At 44.5% G+C, this 17,376-nt stretch carries 17 protein-coding genes; 16 read left to right on the top strand and 1 reads right to left on the bottom strand.

What is annotated here, in order from left to right; genetic code table 11:
- The first annotated feature begins 13 nt into the window (after positions 1-13).
- On the top strand, positions 14-1,423 hold the full coding sequence (gene atpD, locus H514_RS0115835; RefSeq protein WP_027447837.1) for a F0F1 ATP synthase subunit beta: 1,410 nt from the start codon (positions 14-16) through the stop codon (positions 1,421-1,423).
- A gap of 71 nt (positions 1,424-1,494) precedes the next feature.
- Positions 1,495-1,896, top strand: a complete 402-nt coding sequence (locus tag H514_RS0115830; RefSeq protein ID WP_027447836.1) for a F0F1 ATP synthase subunit epsilon — start codon at positions 1,495-1,497, stop codon at positions 1,894-1,896.
- Between the two features lie 398 nt (positions 1,897-2,294).
- Here H514_RS0115830 and H514_RS24745 read toward each other — a convergent pair whose 3' ends face one another.
- Positions 2,295-2,996: a hypothetical protein gene (locus H514_RS24745; protein WP_154657395.1), complete on the bottom strand. Its 702-nt coding sequence runs from the start codon at positions 2,994-2,996 to the stop codon at positions 2,295-2,297.
- A gap of 269 nt (positions 2,997-3,265) precedes the next feature.
- Here H514_RS24745 and H514_RS0115815 point away from each other — a divergent pair, with 269 nt between their 5' ends.
- The 14 genes from H514_RS0115815 to murA all read left to right on the top strand — a co-directional run bounded on the left by H514_RS0115815 (position 3,266) and on the right by murA (position 17,105).
- Positions 3,266-3,640 (top strand): NADH-quinone oxidoreductase subunit A, encoded by a 375-nt coding sequence (locus H514_RS0115815; RefSeq protein WP_027447835.1) that lies wholly within the window; start codon positions 3,266-3,268, stop codon positions 3,638-3,640.
- Complete coding sequence (locus H514_RS0115810) at positions 3,631-4,149, top strand: NuoB/complex I 20 kDa subunit family protein (protein WP_027447834.1); 519 nt, start codon at positions 3,631-3,633, stop codon at positions 4,147-4,149. Before H514_RS0115815 ends, H514_RS0115810 begins: the two co-directional genes overlap by 10 nt.
- On the top strand, positions 4,146-5,393 hold the full coding sequence (locus H514_RS0115805; RefSeq protein WP_027447833.1) for an NADH-quinone oxidoreductase subunit C: 1,248 nt from the start codon (positions 4,146-4,148) through the stop codon (positions 5,391-5,393). Before H514_RS0115810 ends, H514_RS0115805 begins: the two co-directional genes overlap by 4 nt.
- Before the next feature lie 3 nt (positions 5,394-5,396).
- Positions 5,397-6,497, top strand: a complete 1,101-nt coding sequence (locus H514_RS0115800) for an NADH-quinone oxidoreductase subunit D (RefSeq protein WP_027447832.1) — start codon at positions 5,397-5,399, stop codon at positions 6,495-6,497.
- 47 nt (positions 6,498-6,544) lie between these two features.
- Complete coding sequence (gene nuoH / locus H514_RS0115795; RefSeq protein WP_051255182.1) at positions 6,545-7,513, top strand: NADH-quinone oxidoreductase subunit NuoH; 969 nt, start codon at positions 6,545-6,547, stop codon at positions 7,511-7,513.
- Positions 7,514-7,531: 18 nt separating this feature from the next.
- Positions 7,532-7,951 carry an NADH-quinone oxidoreductase subunit NuoI gene (gene nuoI / locus H514_RS0115790; protein WP_027447830.1) on the top strand — a complete coding sequence of 140 codons (420 nt, stop codon included), beginning with the start codon at positions 7,532-7,534 and terminating at the stop codon, positions 7,949-7,951.
- Positions 7,948-8,463: an NADH-quinone oxidoreductase subunit J gene (locus tag H514_RS0115785; protein WP_027447829.1), complete on the top strand. Its 516-nt coding sequence runs from the start codon at positions 7,948-7,950 to the stop codon at positions 8,461-8,463. The genes nuoI and H514_RS0115785 overlap by 4 nt, the downstream gene beginning before the upstream one ends.
- On the top strand, positions 8,460-8,774 hold the full coding sequence (nuoK, locus tag H514_RS0115780) for an NADH-quinone oxidoreductase subunit NuoK (protein WP_027447828.1): 315 nt from the start codon (positions 8,460-8,462) through the stop codon (positions 8,772-8,774). The genes H514_RS0115785 and nuoK overlap by 4 nt, the downstream gene beginning before the upstream one ends.
- Positions 8,775-8,804: 30 nt before the next feature.
- Positions 8,805-10,670: an NADH-quinone oxidoreductase subunit L gene (nuoL, locus tag H514_RS0115775; protein ID WP_027447827.1), complete on the top strand. Its 1,866-nt coding sequence runs from the start codon at positions 8,805-8,807 to the stop codon at positions 10,668-10,670.
- Positions 10,667-12,136, top strand: coding sequence for a complex I subunit 4 family protein (locus tag H514_RS0115770; RefSeq protein ID WP_027447826.1), 1,470 nt, complete (start codon positions 10,667-10,669; stop codon positions 12,134-12,136). Before nuoL ends, H514_RS0115770 begins: the two co-directional genes overlap by 4 nt.
- Before the next feature lie 3 nt (positions 12,137-12,139).
- Positions 12,140-13,657 carry an NADH-quinone oxidoreductase subunit NuoN gene (gene nuoN / locus H514_RS0115765; protein ID WP_027447825.1) on the top strand — a complete coding sequence of 506 codons (1,518 nt, stop codon included), beginning with the start codon at positions 12,140-12,142 and terminating at the stop codon, positions 13,655-13,657.
- Between the two features lie 1,016 nt (positions 13,658-14,673).
- Positions 14,674-14,904: a DUF1146 family protein gene (locus H514_RS0115760; protein ID WP_027447824.1), complete on the top strand. Its 231-nt coding sequence runs from the start codon at positions 14,674-14,676 to the stop codon at positions 14,902-14,904.
- 120 nt (positions 14,905-15,024) lie between these two features.
- Positions 15,025-15,747, top strand: a complete 723-nt coding sequence (locus H514_RS0115755; protein WP_027447823.1) for a YwmB family TATA-box binding protein — start codon at positions 15,025-15,027, stop codon at positions 15,745-15,747.
- Between the two features lie 32 nt (positions 15,748-15,779).
- Positions 15,780-17,105 (top strand): UDP-N-acetylglucosamine 1-carboxyvinyltransferase, encoded by a 1,326-nt coding sequence (murA, locus tag H514_RS0115750; RefSeq protein ID WP_027447822.1) that lies wholly within the window; start codon positions 15,780-15,782, stop codon positions 17,103-17,105.
- Positions 17,106-17,376 lie beyond the last annotated feature (271 nt).

Here is a 17,376-nt window from a genome sequence, read left to right as displayed (position 1 = left end):
AGGAGGGAAATCCATGAGCAAAGGACGCGTTACACAAGTAATGGGACCCGTTGTTGACGTTCAGTTTGAAAGCGGTCATCTCCCAGAAATCAATAACGCATTAACTGTCCGTTATGAAGCGAAGAACGAATCCGAAGTAAGCATGGATGTTACTTTGGAAGTAGCGCTACACTTAGGTGACGACGCCGTACGTACTGTAGCCATGTCTTCAACAGAAGGACTTGTTCGCGGACTAGATGTAGTGGACTCAGGTGCACCAATTTCCGTACCAGTAGGTGAAGCTACACTAGGCCGAGTATTTAACGTACTAGGTGAAAACATTGATCTTGACGAACCGCTATCCAGTGACCAACGTCGTGATCCAATTCACCGTCAAGCACCAGTATTCGAAAACCTTTCAACAGAAACTGAGATTCTTGAAACAGGAATCAAAGTTGTTGACTTACTTGCTCCATACATCAAAGGTGGTAAGATCGGTCTATTTGGTGGTGCCGGAGTAGGTAAAACCGTACTAATCCAGGAATTAATCAACAACATCGCACAAGAGCACGGTGGTATTTCCGTATTCGCAGGTGTTGGTGAGCGTACACGTGAAGGTAACGACCTTTATTATGAAATGACAGATTCAGGCGTTATCAAGAAAACAGCGATGGTGTTCGGTCAGATGAACGAGCCACCTGGAGCACGTATGCGTGTAGCACTTTCTGGTCTTACAATGGCTGAATACTTCCGTGATGAAGAAGGACAAGACGTACTTCTATTCATCGACAACATCTTCCGCTTTACGCAAGGTGGTCTAGAGGTTTCCGCCCTACTAGGTCGTATGCCTTCTGCCGTTGGTTACCAACCAACACTTGCAACGGAGATGGGACAATTACAGGAACGTATCACATCTACAGACAAAGGTTCCATCACATCTATCCAGGCGATCTACGTACCTGCCGATGACTACACAGACCCGGCACCGGCTACAACATTCGCTCACTTAGATGCGACGACAAACCTTGAACGTAAACTTTCTGAGCAAGGTATCTACCCAGCCGTGGATCCACTTGCATCAACATCTCGTGCGCTTGACCCAGCTGTTGTTGGTGAAGAGCACTACGAAGTAGCACGTAACGTACAAAGTACACTACAGCGCTACAAAGAACTTCAGGATATCATTGCGATCCTAGGTATGGACGAGCTTTCTGATGAGGACAAACTTACAGTATCTCGTGCACGCCGTATTCAGTTCTTCCTATCTCAGAACTTCCACGTTGCTGAACAGTTCACTGGACAAAAAGGTTCTTACGTTCCAGTATCTGAAACAGTAAAAGGATTCAAAGAGATCTTAGACGGTAAATATGACGACCTTCCAGAGGACGCATTCCGTCTAGTAGGACGTATTGAAGAAGTAGTAGAAAAATCAAAATCTATGTAGTAACGAGTAGAATATAAAGCGGCGTTTGTCTAAACAGATGCCGCTTCATTCTAGCCCAAGGGGGGTTAAACTTGAAAACACTAACTGTGAGTGTTGTCACTCCTGATGGCCCAGTTATAGAAAATAACTACGATATGGTAAGCTGTAAGACGGAAAGTGGTGAACTTGGTATTTTACCAGGACACATCCCTCTAGTAGCACCATTAACAATTAGCGGTGTACGTCTGAAGAGCGAAAACTCAGCCGACATCATCGCTGTAAACGGAGGCTTCGTTGAAGTCCGCCCAGAGAAAGTAACGATTCTAGCACAATCTGCTGAGCTCCCTTCCGATATCGATATCGAACGAGCGCAAAAAGCAAAAGAACGTGCAGAACGTCGCGTAAACTCAGGCGCATCCGACATCGATCTAATGCGCGCAGAACTAGCACTACAACGTGCAATCAACCGCATAGATGTAAAAGAAAAAGCTTAAGCTGACATTTTGTTAGCTTAGGCTTTTTTCATTATTGGGCAGCAATACGAGAAAAGGTGCTGATGCGCGGAGGGAAAGTAGCTAGGACCAGAGGGAGAACAGCTTCAACCCGAGGGAAAATTGCTGAGACCCGAGGGAAAGTAGCACCAATCCGAGGGAAAATAGCTTCAACCCGAGGGAAAGTAGCGCCAACCCGAGGGAAAATAGCTTCAACCCGAGGGAAAGTAGCGCCAACCCGAGGGAAAACAGCACCAACCCGAGGGAAAGCAGCTTCAACCCGAGGGAAAGCAGCGCAAACCCGAGAGAAAACAGCTCAAACCCGAGGGAAAGTAGCTTCAACCCGAGCGAAAGCAGAGCATACCCGAGCGAAAGCAGAGCATACCCGAGAGAAAAACAGCTCAAACCCGAGGGAAAGTAGCTTCAACCCGAGCGAAAGCAGAGCATACCCGATCGAAAGCAGAGCGTACCCGAGCAAAAGCAGAGCGCACCCGAGCGAAAGCAGAGCGCACCCGAGCGAAAGCAGAGCGCGCCCGAGCGAAAGCGGCGCAAACCCGAGCGAAAGCAGAGCAAACCCGAGCAAAAACAGAGCGTACCCGAGCAAAAGCAGCGCAAACCCGAGCGAAAGCAAAGCGTACCCGAGCAAAAGCAGCGCAAACCCGAGCAAAAACAGAGCGTACCCGAGCGAAAGCAGAGCGTACCCGAGCGAAAGCAGAGCATACCCGAGCGAAAGCAGAGCATACCCGAGCGAAAGCAGAGCGTACCCAAGCGAAAGCAGCGCAAACCCGAGCGAAAGCAAAGCGTACCCGAGGGAAAAAAGCACCAACCCGAGCAAAAGCAGCGCATACCCGAGCAAAAGCAGAGCGTACCCGAGCAAAAGCAGAGCGCACCCAAGCGAAAGCGGCGCAAACCCGATCGAAAGCAGAGCGCGCCCGAGCGAAAGTAGCGCAAACCCGAGCGAAAGTAGCGCAAACCTGAGCAAAAACAGAGCGTACCCGATCGAAAGCAGCGCAAACCCGAGCGAAAACAGAGCGCACCCGAGCAAAAGCAGAGCGCACCCGATCGAAAGCAGAGCAAACCCGAGCGCACCCGAGCGAAAGCAAAGCTTACCCGAGCGAAACCAACACCACCCCGAGCGAAAACAACTACAACCCCAACCCCAGAGAAACAAACACCCACCCACCTCGAAAATAACCAAAGCCCCAAAATCTATCAAACCCTCCCCAGAAAAACCCAAACACAGTCATAATTCCAACTCTCCCACCATAGACATGCATAGAAGGATCATGCTAATATCGACACCCTTTCAGAGGTCTGCTATAATGAAAACGATTACAGATAATTCTGAAAATTAAATTCAAGGGGGAGTGCAATGGAATCATTACATACGTATTGGAACAGCCACCTCGCTATCGTTGTGTTTCTCATTTTAGGAATCATTTTACCGATTGTCGCGCTAACCGCTGGTCGGATTCTACGCCCAAACCACCCATCCTCACAGAAGTCTACCACCTATGAAAGTGGGATCGAACCATTCCAAGATGCTAGAGTACAATTTAATGTTCGCTATTATATCTTCGCCCTTATGTTTGTCATTTTCGACGTGGAAACTGTCTTTCTTTATCCATGGGCAGTTGCGTATGACAAGCTAGGCATTTTTGCATTGATAGAGATGTTGATTTTCGTCACGATGCTTTTGATCGGTTTAATCTATGCTTGGAAAAAGAAGGTGCTACGATGGAATTAAATCTTGATGGAATCACGCCGGACGAACGTGCCGAGTTAGAAAGAAATGTTTTTATGGCTACCCTTGAACAAGTAAAAGGATGGGCCAGAAGCAATTCCTTGTGGCCAATGACATTTGGACTAGCCTGTTGTGCAATCGAAATGATGGGAGTAGGCTCATCATATTATGACTCCGATCGTTTTGGATCCTTTTTCAGAACATCCCCTCGTCAATCAGATGTGATGATCGTATCAGGAACGGTTACGAAAAAGATGGCCCCAGTTCTGCGCAGACTTTATGACCAAATGCCAGAACCAAAATGGGTGATCGCCATGGGCTCATGTGCTACAGCGGGAGGTCCTTATATCTATTCCTATTCTGTTGTAAAAGGGGTGGATCAGATCGTCCCAGTAGATGTCTACATCCCAGGATGCCCGCCAAACCCAGCAGCTCTTATTTACGGAATCAACAAATTACAAGAAAAAATTCGCTACGAAGCTAAAACTGGGAAGAGGGTGATGAGCGAATGAGCGATGAAAAAGATTTAGAAAAACAGAAAGCCGCCGCTGCCGCCAAAGCTAAAGCAGAAGCTTTAAAAAAGAAAAAAGAAAAAGAAGCGGCTTCCCAAAATGAAGATTCTATCGAGGAACAAAAAAGAAAAGCTGCAGAAGAAGCAAAGAAAAAAGCAGCTGAAATGAATAAATCAGATTCTAAGGAAGAGGACAAAGACCTTGCCAAACAAAAAGCAGCCGCTGCAGCCAAGGCCAAAGCCGCTGCCCTAGCCAAGCAAAAGGCAAAAGAGCAGTCTCAAGAAGAATCACCAGACTCCCCTGAAAAGGAAAAGGAAGACGCTAAAGCCAAAGCAGCCGCAGCAGCGAAGGCCAAAGCCGCTGCACTAGCCAAGCAAAAAGCCAAAGAGCAGGCCCAAGAAGAATCACAAGAATCACCAGAAAAAGAAAAAGCAGACGCTAAAGCTAAGGCCGCCGCAGCTGCGAAAGCGAAAGCAGCCGCCCTAGCGAAACAAAAAGCAAAAGAAAAATCCCAAGAACAATCACCAGACGCATCAGAAAAAGAAAAGGCGGCCGCCAAAGCCAAGGCCGCAGCAGCCGCAAAGGCCAAAGCAGCCGCAAAAGCAAAACAAGACTCACAATCAGACGCTCCAGAAGATGATAAAGCCAAAGCCGCAGCCGCTGCCAAGGCAAAAGCGAAAGCAGCCGCTGCAGCTAAAGCAAAGGCTCAAGCAGCACAGTCCCAATCATCCAAACAACCATCCGAAGAGTCTGAGGAACAGCCTTCACACAACCAACCTCTCCTGGATAAATACACAAAAGTCATCCATGAGCACTTAGGAGAACACGTTTTAGAGGATTTTTATATTAACCGATTGTCCAAGCACGTGCCAACCTTGGTCACAAAGCCTGAAACGTATTTTCAAGTTGCCGAGTTTTTGAAATTCAATGAACAGCTAGGGTTCGAATATGTATCAGAACTACATGGAACCGACTTTGAAACCCACATGGAACTATACACTCACCTTTTTTCATTCAAAAATAAACAACCTGTAGCCCTAAAAGTAAATATCGACCGGGATCAACCTGAAATTGACTCGCTGACCCCACTTTGGCAAGGAGCGAACTGGCCGGAGTGTGAAGCGTATGATCTACTCGGTATCAAATTTAAAAACCATCCTGAACTCAAGCGAATTTTTCTTGGAGAAGAGTGGGTGGGTTATCCGCTTAGAAAAGATTATGAACCGTATGATGTGGAGGTGTAGCCCTTGCTTCGAACCGAAGAAATGCTTTTGAATGTCGGCCCCCAACACCCAAGTACGCACGGGGTATTCCGACTGGTTGTCAAAATTGATGGAGAAATGATTAAGGAAGCGACACCTGTGATTGGATATTTACACCGAGGGACAGAAAAACTTGCTGAAAATCTTCAGTACACACAAATCATCCCGTACACAGACCGCATGGATTACCTTTCAGCCATGACAAACAATTACGTCATTGTGCATGCAGTGGAAACCATGATGGACCTTGAGATTCCAGAGCGAGCTGAATACCTGCGCATCCTATCGATGGAACTTGGACGTATTGCCAGTCATCTTGTCTGGTTTGGTACTTATCTATTGGATATTGGTGCCGTGAGCCCATTCCTTTACGCATTCCGTGAGCGGGAAGTCATTATTAATCTCCTGAATGAATTGTCAGGGGCACGCCTTACGTTTAACTACATGCGTGTTGGTGGCGTGAAATGGGATGCTCCTGAAGGCTGGGTTGATAGAGTAAGAGAATTTGTTCCGTACATGCGGGAGCAGCTAAAAGGGTATCACGACCTCGTTTCGGGTAATGAGATTTTCCTTAACCGTGTTAAAGATGTAGGGACTTATACAAGAGAGGACGCCTTGGAGTATGCCCTGAGTGGTGCGAACCTGCGCTGTACTGGAGTTGACTGGGACCTTAGAAGAGATGAGCCATACTCCATCTATGATCGCTTTGATTTTGATGTCATAACGAGAACAAAAGGAGATGCTTGGAGTCGCTATGAATGCCGTATGGCTGAAATCGAAGAATCGCTTAAAATTGTCGAACAGGCTGTCGAGCAAATCCCTGAAGAAGGCCCAATTATGGCGAAGGTGCCAAAAGTTATCAAAGCCCCTAAGGGAGAAGCTTACGTTCGAATCGAGTCGCCACGCGGTGAGATCGGGTGTTACATCAATAGCCAAGGCAAAAAAGAACCCTACCGCGTGAAATTCAGACGTCCATCTTTTTATAACCTTCAGATCCTTCCCAAATTGCTGAAGGGTGAAAATATGGCGAACTTAATTACGATCTTAGGTGGCGTGGATATTGTCCTCGGGGAGGTGGATGGTTGATGACATGGATCGAGAGCTTCTTGCAATCTACTCCCACGCTTGAAAACATGGCCTACTTACTGATGCTAGGGGGTGGCATGTTGAGCCTAGTACTAGGCTTCGTCACATTTGCCATACTAGCTGAGCGTAAAGTGATGGGGTATATGCAACTGCGTCATGGACCCAACCGTGTTGGTGGGCGGTTTGGCTTGCTTCAAACGGTAGCAGATATTTTGAAGCTACTTACGAAAGAAGATATTCGTCCAAAGCTTGCAGATAAGCCGCTATTCGTTCTAGCACCTGTTATCGCATTCACACCCGCTTTTATCATACTTAGCGTTATTCCTTTTACAGATACATTTAAGTTTTCTGATATAGGGGTTGGATTACTGTACTATATCGCGATATCAGGCATTTCCACGATAGGGATCGTGACAGCAGGATGGGCATCCAATAATAAGTATGCGTTAATGGGTGGAATGCGTTCAGCAGCACAAATGATTTCCTATGAAGTCCCACTTGTTATGTCTGTGATTGGTGTCATTCTTTTTGCTGGAACGTTGAACTTAACAGAGATTGTAGAAGCACAAAAACACGTAGCCTACATCTTCCTTCAGCCAGTTGGTTTTATCATTTTCTTTATTGCCGCTAACGCAGAGCTTAATCGTACACCTTTTGATTTGCCAGAAGCGGAATCGGAGCTTGTGGCGGGTTATCACGTTGAATTCTCAGGGTTCAGATGGGCCTTTTTCATGCTTTCCGAATATGTGTATTTGTTCGCGATGGCGTCGCTCATTACCGTCCTGTTTTTAGGAGGATGGAACCCGATTCCTGGGCTTGGCTTTATTCCAGATCCATTCTGGTTCAGTATCAAATTTATGATTGTCGTGTTTTTATTTATCTGGATTCGCATTACCTTACCGCGCATTCGAGCGGATCAGCTGATGGAGTTCGGTTGGAAGATCCTACTCCCAGTTGCATTAGCAAATATCTTTTTATCTGCCATTGTAAAAGAACTTTACTCAATTTGGTTTTAAAAGGGGTGGTGAGACAACATGCTCGGTTTAGCCAAAGGATTTAAATACACCTTGAAAAATCTAACCAAAGAAAAAATGACGTACTCCTATCCGGAAGAACCTGTTCCTATGCCGGATCGGTTTCGTGGTATTCAAAAATTTTATCCGGAAAAGTGTATCGTCTGTAATCAGTGCGTGAATATTTGCCCAACTGATTGCATTCAACTTACAGGGAAAAAGCACCCAGACCCGAACAAAAAAGGCAAAATCATTGATACGTATGATATTAATTTTGAAATTTGTATTCTATGTGATTTATGTACAGAGGTTTGTCCAACTGAAGCGATCATTATGACGAATAACTTTGAGCTCGCTGAATACTCAAGAGATGATCTCTTTAAGGACCTCCAATACCTCGACGAACATGATGAAAATAAGCGAAAGGAGAATAAGCCATGAGTGGGGGAGTTTTTGCTTTTTTAATCCTGGCGACGCTCTCCGTATTAGGTGGCATTCTCATGTTGAACCTGACAAAAGTCATCCACATGCTGTTGGCTCTTGTCATGACGTTCTTATCGATTGCCGGCATCTTTGTTTTACTCTCAGCGGAATTTGTAGCGGCCGTTCAAGTGTTGATTTATTCTGGAGCGATTACCATCATCATGATTTTCGGCATCATGCTTACCAAACATAACGATAAACAACAAGCTACCAAAAGTTCACCTCGAAACGTGCTGGTTGGCATCGGATCAGTTGTTTTCTTTCTCGTGATGTACAGAGTTATTAGAGATGTGAATTTTGGCGGGCAGGCTGAAAATCTACATGTTAATAACACAGAACAAATCGGGATCGCGTTGTATTCGCATTACATCATTCCGTTTGAAATGGTGTCTGTTATATTATTGGTTGCTTTAGTTGGCGCCATTATTTTAGCAAAACGAGATGATGGGGAGGAGGCGAGTGAAGAATGAGTGCAGTTCCTGTTTCAGTGTACCTCATGCTTGCCCTCATGCTGTTTTGTATCGGATTGTTCGGAGCTCTGACAAAGCGGAATACCGTCATTGTGCTCATATCCATTGAACTGATGTTGAATGCTGTAAATATTAATTTAGTCGCCTTTAGTAAATACGGAATTAATCCTTCAATTACAGGACAGATTTTTTCCTTGTTTACAATTACGATTGCGGCAGCTGAAGCGGCTGTCGGATTAGCCATTCTCATCGCGTTATATAGAAATCGTCGTACAGTCCAGGTTGATGAAATGAATACGATGAAGCATTAAAAAACCTTATACAGAAGGGGGCTGTTAAGGATGTTGGAATATGCATGGATCATTCCGGTTTTCCCGCTACTATCTTTTGTACTTTTGATCTTACTACGCCAGACCGTAACAGACAAAAGTAGCTATATTGGTATCGGGTTATCAGGCGTGTCCCTTATTCTTTCTGGGGTTGTACTCTTGGCACAAATGTCGCAAGGGAACCTCATAAAATCAGTTAGTTGGTTATCGATTGGGAATATAGAATTAACGGTTGGCTACCTCGTAAACCCGCTAAACGCCATGATGCTTGTGCTCGTATCGTTAGTGAGTTTTCTTGTACATATTTACTCCATGGGTTATATGAAAGAGGATTCGCGCCTGAACGTGTTCTATGCTTATCTTGGTTTGTTCACTTTTGCTATGCTTGCGCTGGTTCTGTCGCCTAACCTTCTTCAGATCTATATGTTCTGGGAGCTCGTTGGACTCGGATCATTTTTATTAATTGGTTTTTATTTTTACAAAAAAGAAGCAAGACAAGCTGCGAAAAAAGCTTTTATCATGACGCGAATCGGCGATATTGGGCTACTGATCGGAATTATTTTGCTATTTTGGCAGACAGGAAGTCTAGAGTTAACCTCGATTTTCGCAGCCGTGGAAGCGGGAGCTATGGAAGAAGGGATGATCACGCTGATCGCTATCCTCATTTTCGTTGGAGCAATCGGAAAATCAGGTCAGTTCCCGCTTCACTCATGGCTTCCTGATGCGATGGAAGGTCCAACTCCGGTTTCAGCACTAATCCACGCAGCGACGATGGTAGCAGCAGGCGTGTACTTAGTGGCAACACTGTTTCCTTTATACGAAGCAAGTGAAACCGCCATGCTTGTCGTCGCAACGATCGGGGCTTTTACCGCCATTTTTGCTGCGACAATTGCTTTGGTACAAAAGGATCTCAAGCGCGTTTTAGCGTATTCGACCGTATCCCAACTTGGATATATGATGCTTGCACTTGGGTCTGCAGGTTATGTTGCTGGTGTTTTTCACCTTATGACGCATGCCTTTTTCAAAGCTCTTTTGTTCTTGGCAGCAGGTAGTGTCATTCATGCTGTTCACACCCAAAACATCGAGAAAATGGGTGGCTTATGGAAAAAGATGAAATGGACGGGGCCCTTATTTTTAATCGGAGCGTTAGCCATAAGTGGATTCCCGCTTTTATCAGGCTTTTTTAGTAAAGAAGAGATCCTACTCGCTGCATGGGGAGAAGGACATTATGTCTTATTTGTTCTAGCACTGATTGCGGCTTTTCTTACCGCTTTTTATATGTTCCGCCTATTTTTCATGGTGTTCACCTCACCCGCTAAAACAAACAATGTAGTAAAAGAATCTCCAAAATCGATGACATTCCCGATGATCGTACTTGGTGCATTAGCGGTTGTAGCGGGTTACCTTAATACACCTTGGTTCGGTACATTTCTAGGGGATTGGTTAACTGCTGGGAATGGGTTTGTCGAGGCACACCATGCAGAAGGGCCGATCTGGATCATGCTCGTAACGATTTTGTTGTCACTCGGGGGCATTTATTTAGCTTATGTGATTTATCACAAAAAGTCACTCGAACGAGATTTCTTATCCTCCACCTTTCCCATCGCCTATACCGTCATGTACAACCGGTATTTTGTCGATGAATTTTATCAGATGACTGTAGGATATGGAGCTCGTGCATTAGGCTATCTCGGGGTGTTTCTTGAAAAATACATTGTCAATGTGATTGCGAGTTTATGTAGCGAAATTGTACAAGGAATCGGAAAACAAGGATCCAAATTACAAAATGGGCAGGTGCAAACATACGGAGCCGTTGTATTTGTGGGACTTGTTATTATCCTAGCTGTAGCTGTCATGCAAGGAGGGGTGTTTCAATGAGTTGGCTGTCACTATTGGTGTTCTCTCCTCTCATAGGGATACTTTTGCTTACGATAACGCCGAAACATAATGCAAATATGGCAAAACTGGTTGGCGTGATTGGTGCGGTGATACCGTTTTTATTATCCTTGATTGTTTTCCAAACCTTCCACGCTGGCAATGAATTATCCGAAAAGCTCACCTGGATGACACTAGGACAAGACGCTTTTCAATTCACAATAAACTATGAGCTTGGAGTAAATGGGTTTTCGCTCATTTTACTCCTGCTGACAACTTTAATCTCGTTACTGTCGATGGTAATCGCAAGGACCCAAGTCAAAACTTCATGGAGATCGTACTACATCCTATGTCTATTATTAGAGCTTGGAATTCTAGGGGTTTTTGCTGCAGAAAATCTCATTTTGTTCTTTATCTTTTTTGAATTAACGTTACTGCCGATGTTCTTGTTAATCGGAAAATGGGGAGGGTTAGAGCGCGAAAAAGCAGCCTATAGTTACTTGATTTATAACGGACTTGGCTCGGCTGCTCTCCTAATTGTGTTCGTAGCGCTCATTGCCAAAACTGGCACGAGCAACATGACCGAGTTAATGACCATAGTTCCACAGCTAGATGACGGGTTTCGTATGGGGGCGTTTATCGGCTTGCTCCTGGCATTTGGAGTGAAGCTACCGATTATCCCTTTACACACGTGGATGGTTCGGGTGCATGTGTACGCACCGACCGCACTGGTCATGATTCATGCTGGGGTTCTCTTAAAAATTGGAGCTTATGGATTGATCCGATTTGGATTAGGATTTTTCCCAGCTGAATTCGAGAACATGGCGCCTCTTATTGCCATTTTGGGTATAGTGAATCTGCTGTATGGCGCTTTTATTGCATTAGTTCAGCAGGAGTTAAGACGAATTCTGGCATACTCGAGTGTATCGCATATGGGTATCGTACTGATTGGCATCGCAGCGGTAAATGAAGCGGGTGTGCAAGGGGCCATTTTTCAAACCGTATCGCACGGATTGATTGCCGCTTTGTTCTTCTTACTTGTTGGTGTATTAATCGAACGAACCGGCACTACGGAGCTGAAAAAACTAGGAGGCTTAGCTAAAGTGATGCCTGTTACCGCTGGGGTGTTGCTTACAGCTGCACTTGCTTCTCTAGGATTGCCAGGTATGAGCGGTTTTGTGAGTGAGTTCATGGCATTCTTAGGCCTGTTTGAAACCTTACCGATACTTGCCGCGATAGGAACACTAGGGTTGATCCTGACAGCCGTGTACATGCTCCGAGCTGTTTTGAACATTACGTTTGGTGAAGGACCCACGTATCCGGAAAATTTAAGACCTTTATCTGGCACTGAAGGTTGGCCGGTTTTCATTTTACTTGGAATGATCGTTTTAATAGGTGTCTATCCAACTGTTCTAACAGACATGCTTAGCACGACGCTAGAAACCATTTTAATCGGGATGGGAGGGTAACAAATGGATCTCGATACATTACTTCAATTCGAGTGGAGTTTAATGGCTCCTGAATTTACAATTTTAATCGTCGCAACGGTGTTATCCCTTTTAGACTTGTTTTTAAGAAAAGAAGTTAACCGAAATCATTTCGCGTGGCTGGCTATGGGAGGTATCGCCTTATCATTTGTTTTCTTACTCTCCCAACTCGGTCATGAGAGCTCCATGATTTTATTTGATACGTACCGTTTTGATCCTTTCTCAATCAGCTTCAAATTCGTTTTGTTAGCTGGAACGTTTCTGGTTCTGCTTCTATCTCACTCTTATAAGGAAGCGGGGGAAGGAGGGTATCGAGGAGAGTTTTACTATCTTATTCTCATTGCCCTTCTAGGTGGAATGATGATGGCATCGAGCGCGGACCTCATCACCCTATTTGTTGGCTTAGAAATGCTCGCGATCCCATCTTATATTCTGGCTGGGATTCAAAAAAGATCTACGCGTTCTAATGAGAGTGCGATGAAATATATCATTAATGGAGGTATTTCCACGGCAATTACGCTCTTTGGCTTCAGTTACATTTATGGATTAACAGGCAGCACACAGCTAAACGTGATTGCCCAAAATTTATCAAATATCACGCAAAGTAGTGCTGAAGGGCTTGCCATTATGGCGTTCCTCATTACGTTCGTAGGGTTGGCCTTCAAAATATCAACCGTTCCCTTTTACATGTGGACGCCTGATGTGTACGAAGGCTCACCTACACCCGTTACAGCCTTTCTAAGCGTTGTTTCAAAGGCAGCAGGGTTTATCATCATTCTTAGAGTCTTCATGTCCATTTTTGGAGGAATAGCAGGGATTAGACTGAATGAGACTTTCCTTGAGTCCATGATCATTTTTATAGGTGTACTCGCATCCTTAACGATGATCATTGGAAATACCATCGCTTTGAGGCAACGAAACATGAAGCGGTTGCTTGCGTACTCAAGCATAGCGCACGCCGGTTACCTTCTTGTTCCGTTTGTCGCCTTATCCCCGATGGCATTTGAAAGCATGTGGTTCTACATGATTGCCTACATGTTTATGACACTTGGAGCATTTGCAGTGCTACAAGTCCTAATCAGACAATCAGAATCAGAGGACCTATCCATATTTTCCGGCCTATTTCACCGGTCACCTGGCCTTGCAATATTAATGACGATCTTCTTGCTATCGCTTGCAGGGATACCTGGTACCGCTGGATTTATAGGGAAGCTAAATATCTTTTTAGGAGCCCTGTTCACAGAACCAGGGAACTTCACCTTAGTTGCGATCATGCTAATCGCAACGGTCATTTCCTATATTTATTACTTTGGAATTTTCATTCAGATGTTTTTCAGACACGCTGAATTTCAAACGCGAATTCGACTACCGAAAAGCATCTCCGCAGTACTCGTGATCTGCGCAGCAGGAACCATCATTCTTGGTGTATTACCAGGAACCCTACTGGACTTTTATCACCAGCATATTGATTTTAATGAGCTAACAGGATCGTTATGGAAATAAATGAAAACAGTGCGCTTCTTTAATGAAGTCGCACTGTTTTTTTGATCCTTACAAACTCAGGAAAAGTCCCCCATTGTTGAAGATTCGGATTCGAGATGATTAAGAGGTGTCCGTTACTTTTGTGTAGATAGTGGGGGTCATTGAAACGGCAAGCCTCCTGTGGAAGACCAGCCGAGCTTCCTCGTTCGCAAGCTCTCTGCGGGATCTCGTCAGCCCTTTGCTACCACTGGAGTTTCCCGTTTCCTTCCCCCCACGCGTTTATTAAGGTTAACGGACCATAGTTGTGTGAGTTCCACCCTTATGGACATTTGTTCCTTTATTTTGAATTTTAAAGGCAATTTCGAGAGTCGTTACGGATATAAGATACCTTATTTGTGACAAATTGGTCTTTTTTAAGGTGTTTTAAAGCAAATATCGGAAATAAATGTCCGTAAGCGTCGATATCTCAATATCGCTGTGGTTCCGTTATTCACCATTCGGCCAAGGTGGGCTGTGGAACGGGTTGACTCCAGCGGAAGAACGGTGTGACGAGACCCCGCAGAGAGCTTGCGAATGAGGAGGCTTTAAAGTTAACAATGAAGTTCGGTTAAATCCGCTACTTCCTGTAGCAACACCGAACTACCCCACGTCGTGTGGGGCAGCAGGAAAGCAACCCGTTCCACAGCCCGCCGATCTGTACAAAAGCAACGGAACCATACGCACTAGCTTATTCCAGAACATTTAATACACAAAACACCAGAACAAATTTCGATGAAAGCAGTAACCAAAAAGTAGACCACTACGTCTTATACATAACCCCACTAGTAAGAGGGAAAAAAGCCAAAAAGTGGACCAGAGATTACAAATATTACGAATTTGAAGTAATTAAGGTTTAACTACATCGGAAAAAAGGTATTTGATTTACAGAGCTAAAGAAAACACTGAGTAGATTGACAATTACCAGGTACCATGTCAGAGTTTTACTAGTGAACTTTGTCGTTATTTCCCTGGCAATAAGTCGAAAGGTGTTGAAGTATATGGAGGAAATAGGATATCAGTCACTAACCAATATGCTTTCACATATTGTGTTTATCATCATTACTTGGCGTATCCTACAAGCCGTAAACTTAGACGGAATCATAAAAAAAGGACGTGTATTTGAAGCGCGTTTACTCATGATGTTTCTCACAATTGCAATTGGAACAACGGTAAGTCGTTTCTTTTTAGATTACCTGCAGTGGTCTCAAAACCTGAAGTTTTTACTCTAGGCAAGGGAAACGATTTTTAGAGCCAGCGTCCATGTCAAATGATGACGATAACTTAATTGTATGTTTGTTTCGTTACCCGACGATACTGTTGATAGATTTTTTTAAAGGGGAGCGGGACAAATGAAAAAACTAGCAATTATTTTATGGATGATGATCATGGTTCAAGCGCAGTTATTTGCTTCAGCGGAGGCGGATAACGCAATGCCGTTACAACCACTCCGAGATATTTCCGATTTTCTTAAGCAACATGAGGTTCCAATTGAAAGCTGGGAAGTAATCATGAAAAAACAAATCCATCATGAAGAGATTCCATCCTATGTACAGAAGCTTCAGACGCAATATCCTGATTTTACGCTTACAAAAAAAGAGGGAAAAAAATCAAATAAATATATTTTAAACCGCCAAAAAGCTGGTGGAATTTCCGAACAATTTATAGTAATTGCGTCAAAAGAAGTAAGACCTTATGCTGAGGTTCTGTACAAAGCTTCTGGAGAGAGTTGGAATCCTGACATAAGGAGAGACTTTTCACCTAGATTACTTACAATCAAAGCGGAACGTTTTGCAGAAAATACCACAATTTTCACTTGTCTAACAACTAAAAGCAGTGGTAAGATTGATGGTGTTTTATTGCTCGAAAAATTTAGATCAAGACTACAAATCGAAAAACTACAAACACTAAATGAAAATGAATTTATATCAAACACGGGTTATACAAGTCATTGGAATCAGGCGCTTCCGTATATGGACAAGGGAATTATGAATGTTCAATATGCCCTCCGACAAGATATGGGCGGAAAGACAACCCTGACATTTGGAACGCCAATCATCACGAGTGAATATTAATATAGAGAAAATGGACGCGGAGGGGAATGAACTTGGAAAAAATCATCGTCCGCGGTGGCAGCCGATTATCTGGCACTGTGAAAGTAGAAGGTGCTAAGAATGCTGTTCTGCCTGTCATCGCCGCAAGTATAATTGCCAGTGAAGGAAAAAGTATCCTGAAAGATGTACCCGCTCTCGCCGATGTAACCACGATAAGTGAAGTATTGAAATATATGAATGCAGATGTAGCAGTTGATCAGAATACAGTTACAATCGACGCATCTAGAGAGCTTACTACAGAAGCACCATTTGAATACGTTAGAAAAATGCGAGCTTCCGTGCTTGTATTAGGACCTATGCTTGCTCGTTATGGTCATGCTAAAGTAGCTCTTCCTGGCGGATGTGCTATCGGCTCAAGACCAATCGATCAACACTTAAAAGGGTTCGAAGCGATGGGAGCAAAAGTTAACGTAGGGAATGGATTTATCGAGGCTTACACTGGTGAGGACCGTTTACGTGGTGCTCGCATCTATTTAGATGTTCCAAGTGTAGGTGCAACAGAAAACATTATGATGGCCGCATGTATGGCTGAAGGCAAAACCGTCATCGAGAACTGTGCCAAAGAGCCAGAAATCGTTGACCTTGCCAACTACCTGAACAAAATGGGAGCAAAAGTCGTTGGTGCTGGTACAGAAACAATCCGCATCACAGGTGTGGAAAAGATGTATGGTGCTGAGCACAACATCATTCCTGACCGAATTGAAGCAGGTACCTTTATGGTTGCAGCAGCGATCACAAAAGGAAACGTATTAGTAAAAGGTGCAGAGCAAGAACACCTACGTTCCTTAGTAGCGAAAATGCAAGAGATGGGTGTCATCATCGAGGAAGAGGATGACGGACTCCGCATCATCGGACCAGAAAAGCTAAAAGCTGTTGACCTAAAAACCATGCCACACCCAGGTTTCCCAACTGACATGCAGGCACAAATGATGGCCTTAATGCTTCAAGCAGAAGGCACTAGTGTTATTACGGAAACTGTGTTTGAAAACCGTTTTATGCACGTAGAAGAGTTCCGTCGCATGAATGCTCATCTTAAAATCGAAGGACGCTCTGTAATTGTAGAAGGACCATCCCAATTACAAGGCGCAGAAGTTTCTGCAACAGACCTTCGTGCAGCAGCAGCACTCGTATGTGCAGGACTCGTAGCAGACGGCTACACACGTGTGACAGAACTAAAACACTTAGACCGCGGCTATATCGACTTCGCAGGAAAATTAGCAGGAATCGGCGCTAACATCGAACGCGTAAAAGACGAAGAAGCTGAAGAAACACCAGACAACAAATCAACAAACGATGTAAAATCGTCGCTATCATCATAATAAAGAGAACACGCCTACTTTGTAGGCGTGTTTTTATTATGCCTTTTAGCGGAGCGCCTGAATTGAGTGAGATATCGCCGGCAAATCGTGTTTACCGCCTGAAAAATGTTCAGGAGCGCCTGCAAATTAATCATATAGCCTGAATCCAGCTCCCGACCGCCTGCAAACTGGAATTACCGCCTGAACCCAGCTCCCGCACGCCTGAACCAGGCCTTACGCTCAAAAATCCCAGTAGCCGCTCATAAAGTGGTCAACCCGCTCATAAATCTCG

The organism is Pontibacillus marinus BH030004 = DSM 16465 (assembly GCF_000425225.1).
Lineage (GTDB): Bacteria > Bacillota > Bacilli > Bacillales > BH030062 > Pontibacillus > Pontibacillus marinus.
The sequence above is the reverse complement of the archived record's forward strand: the minus strand, read 5'-3'. Positions and strand labels throughout refer to the sequence as shown.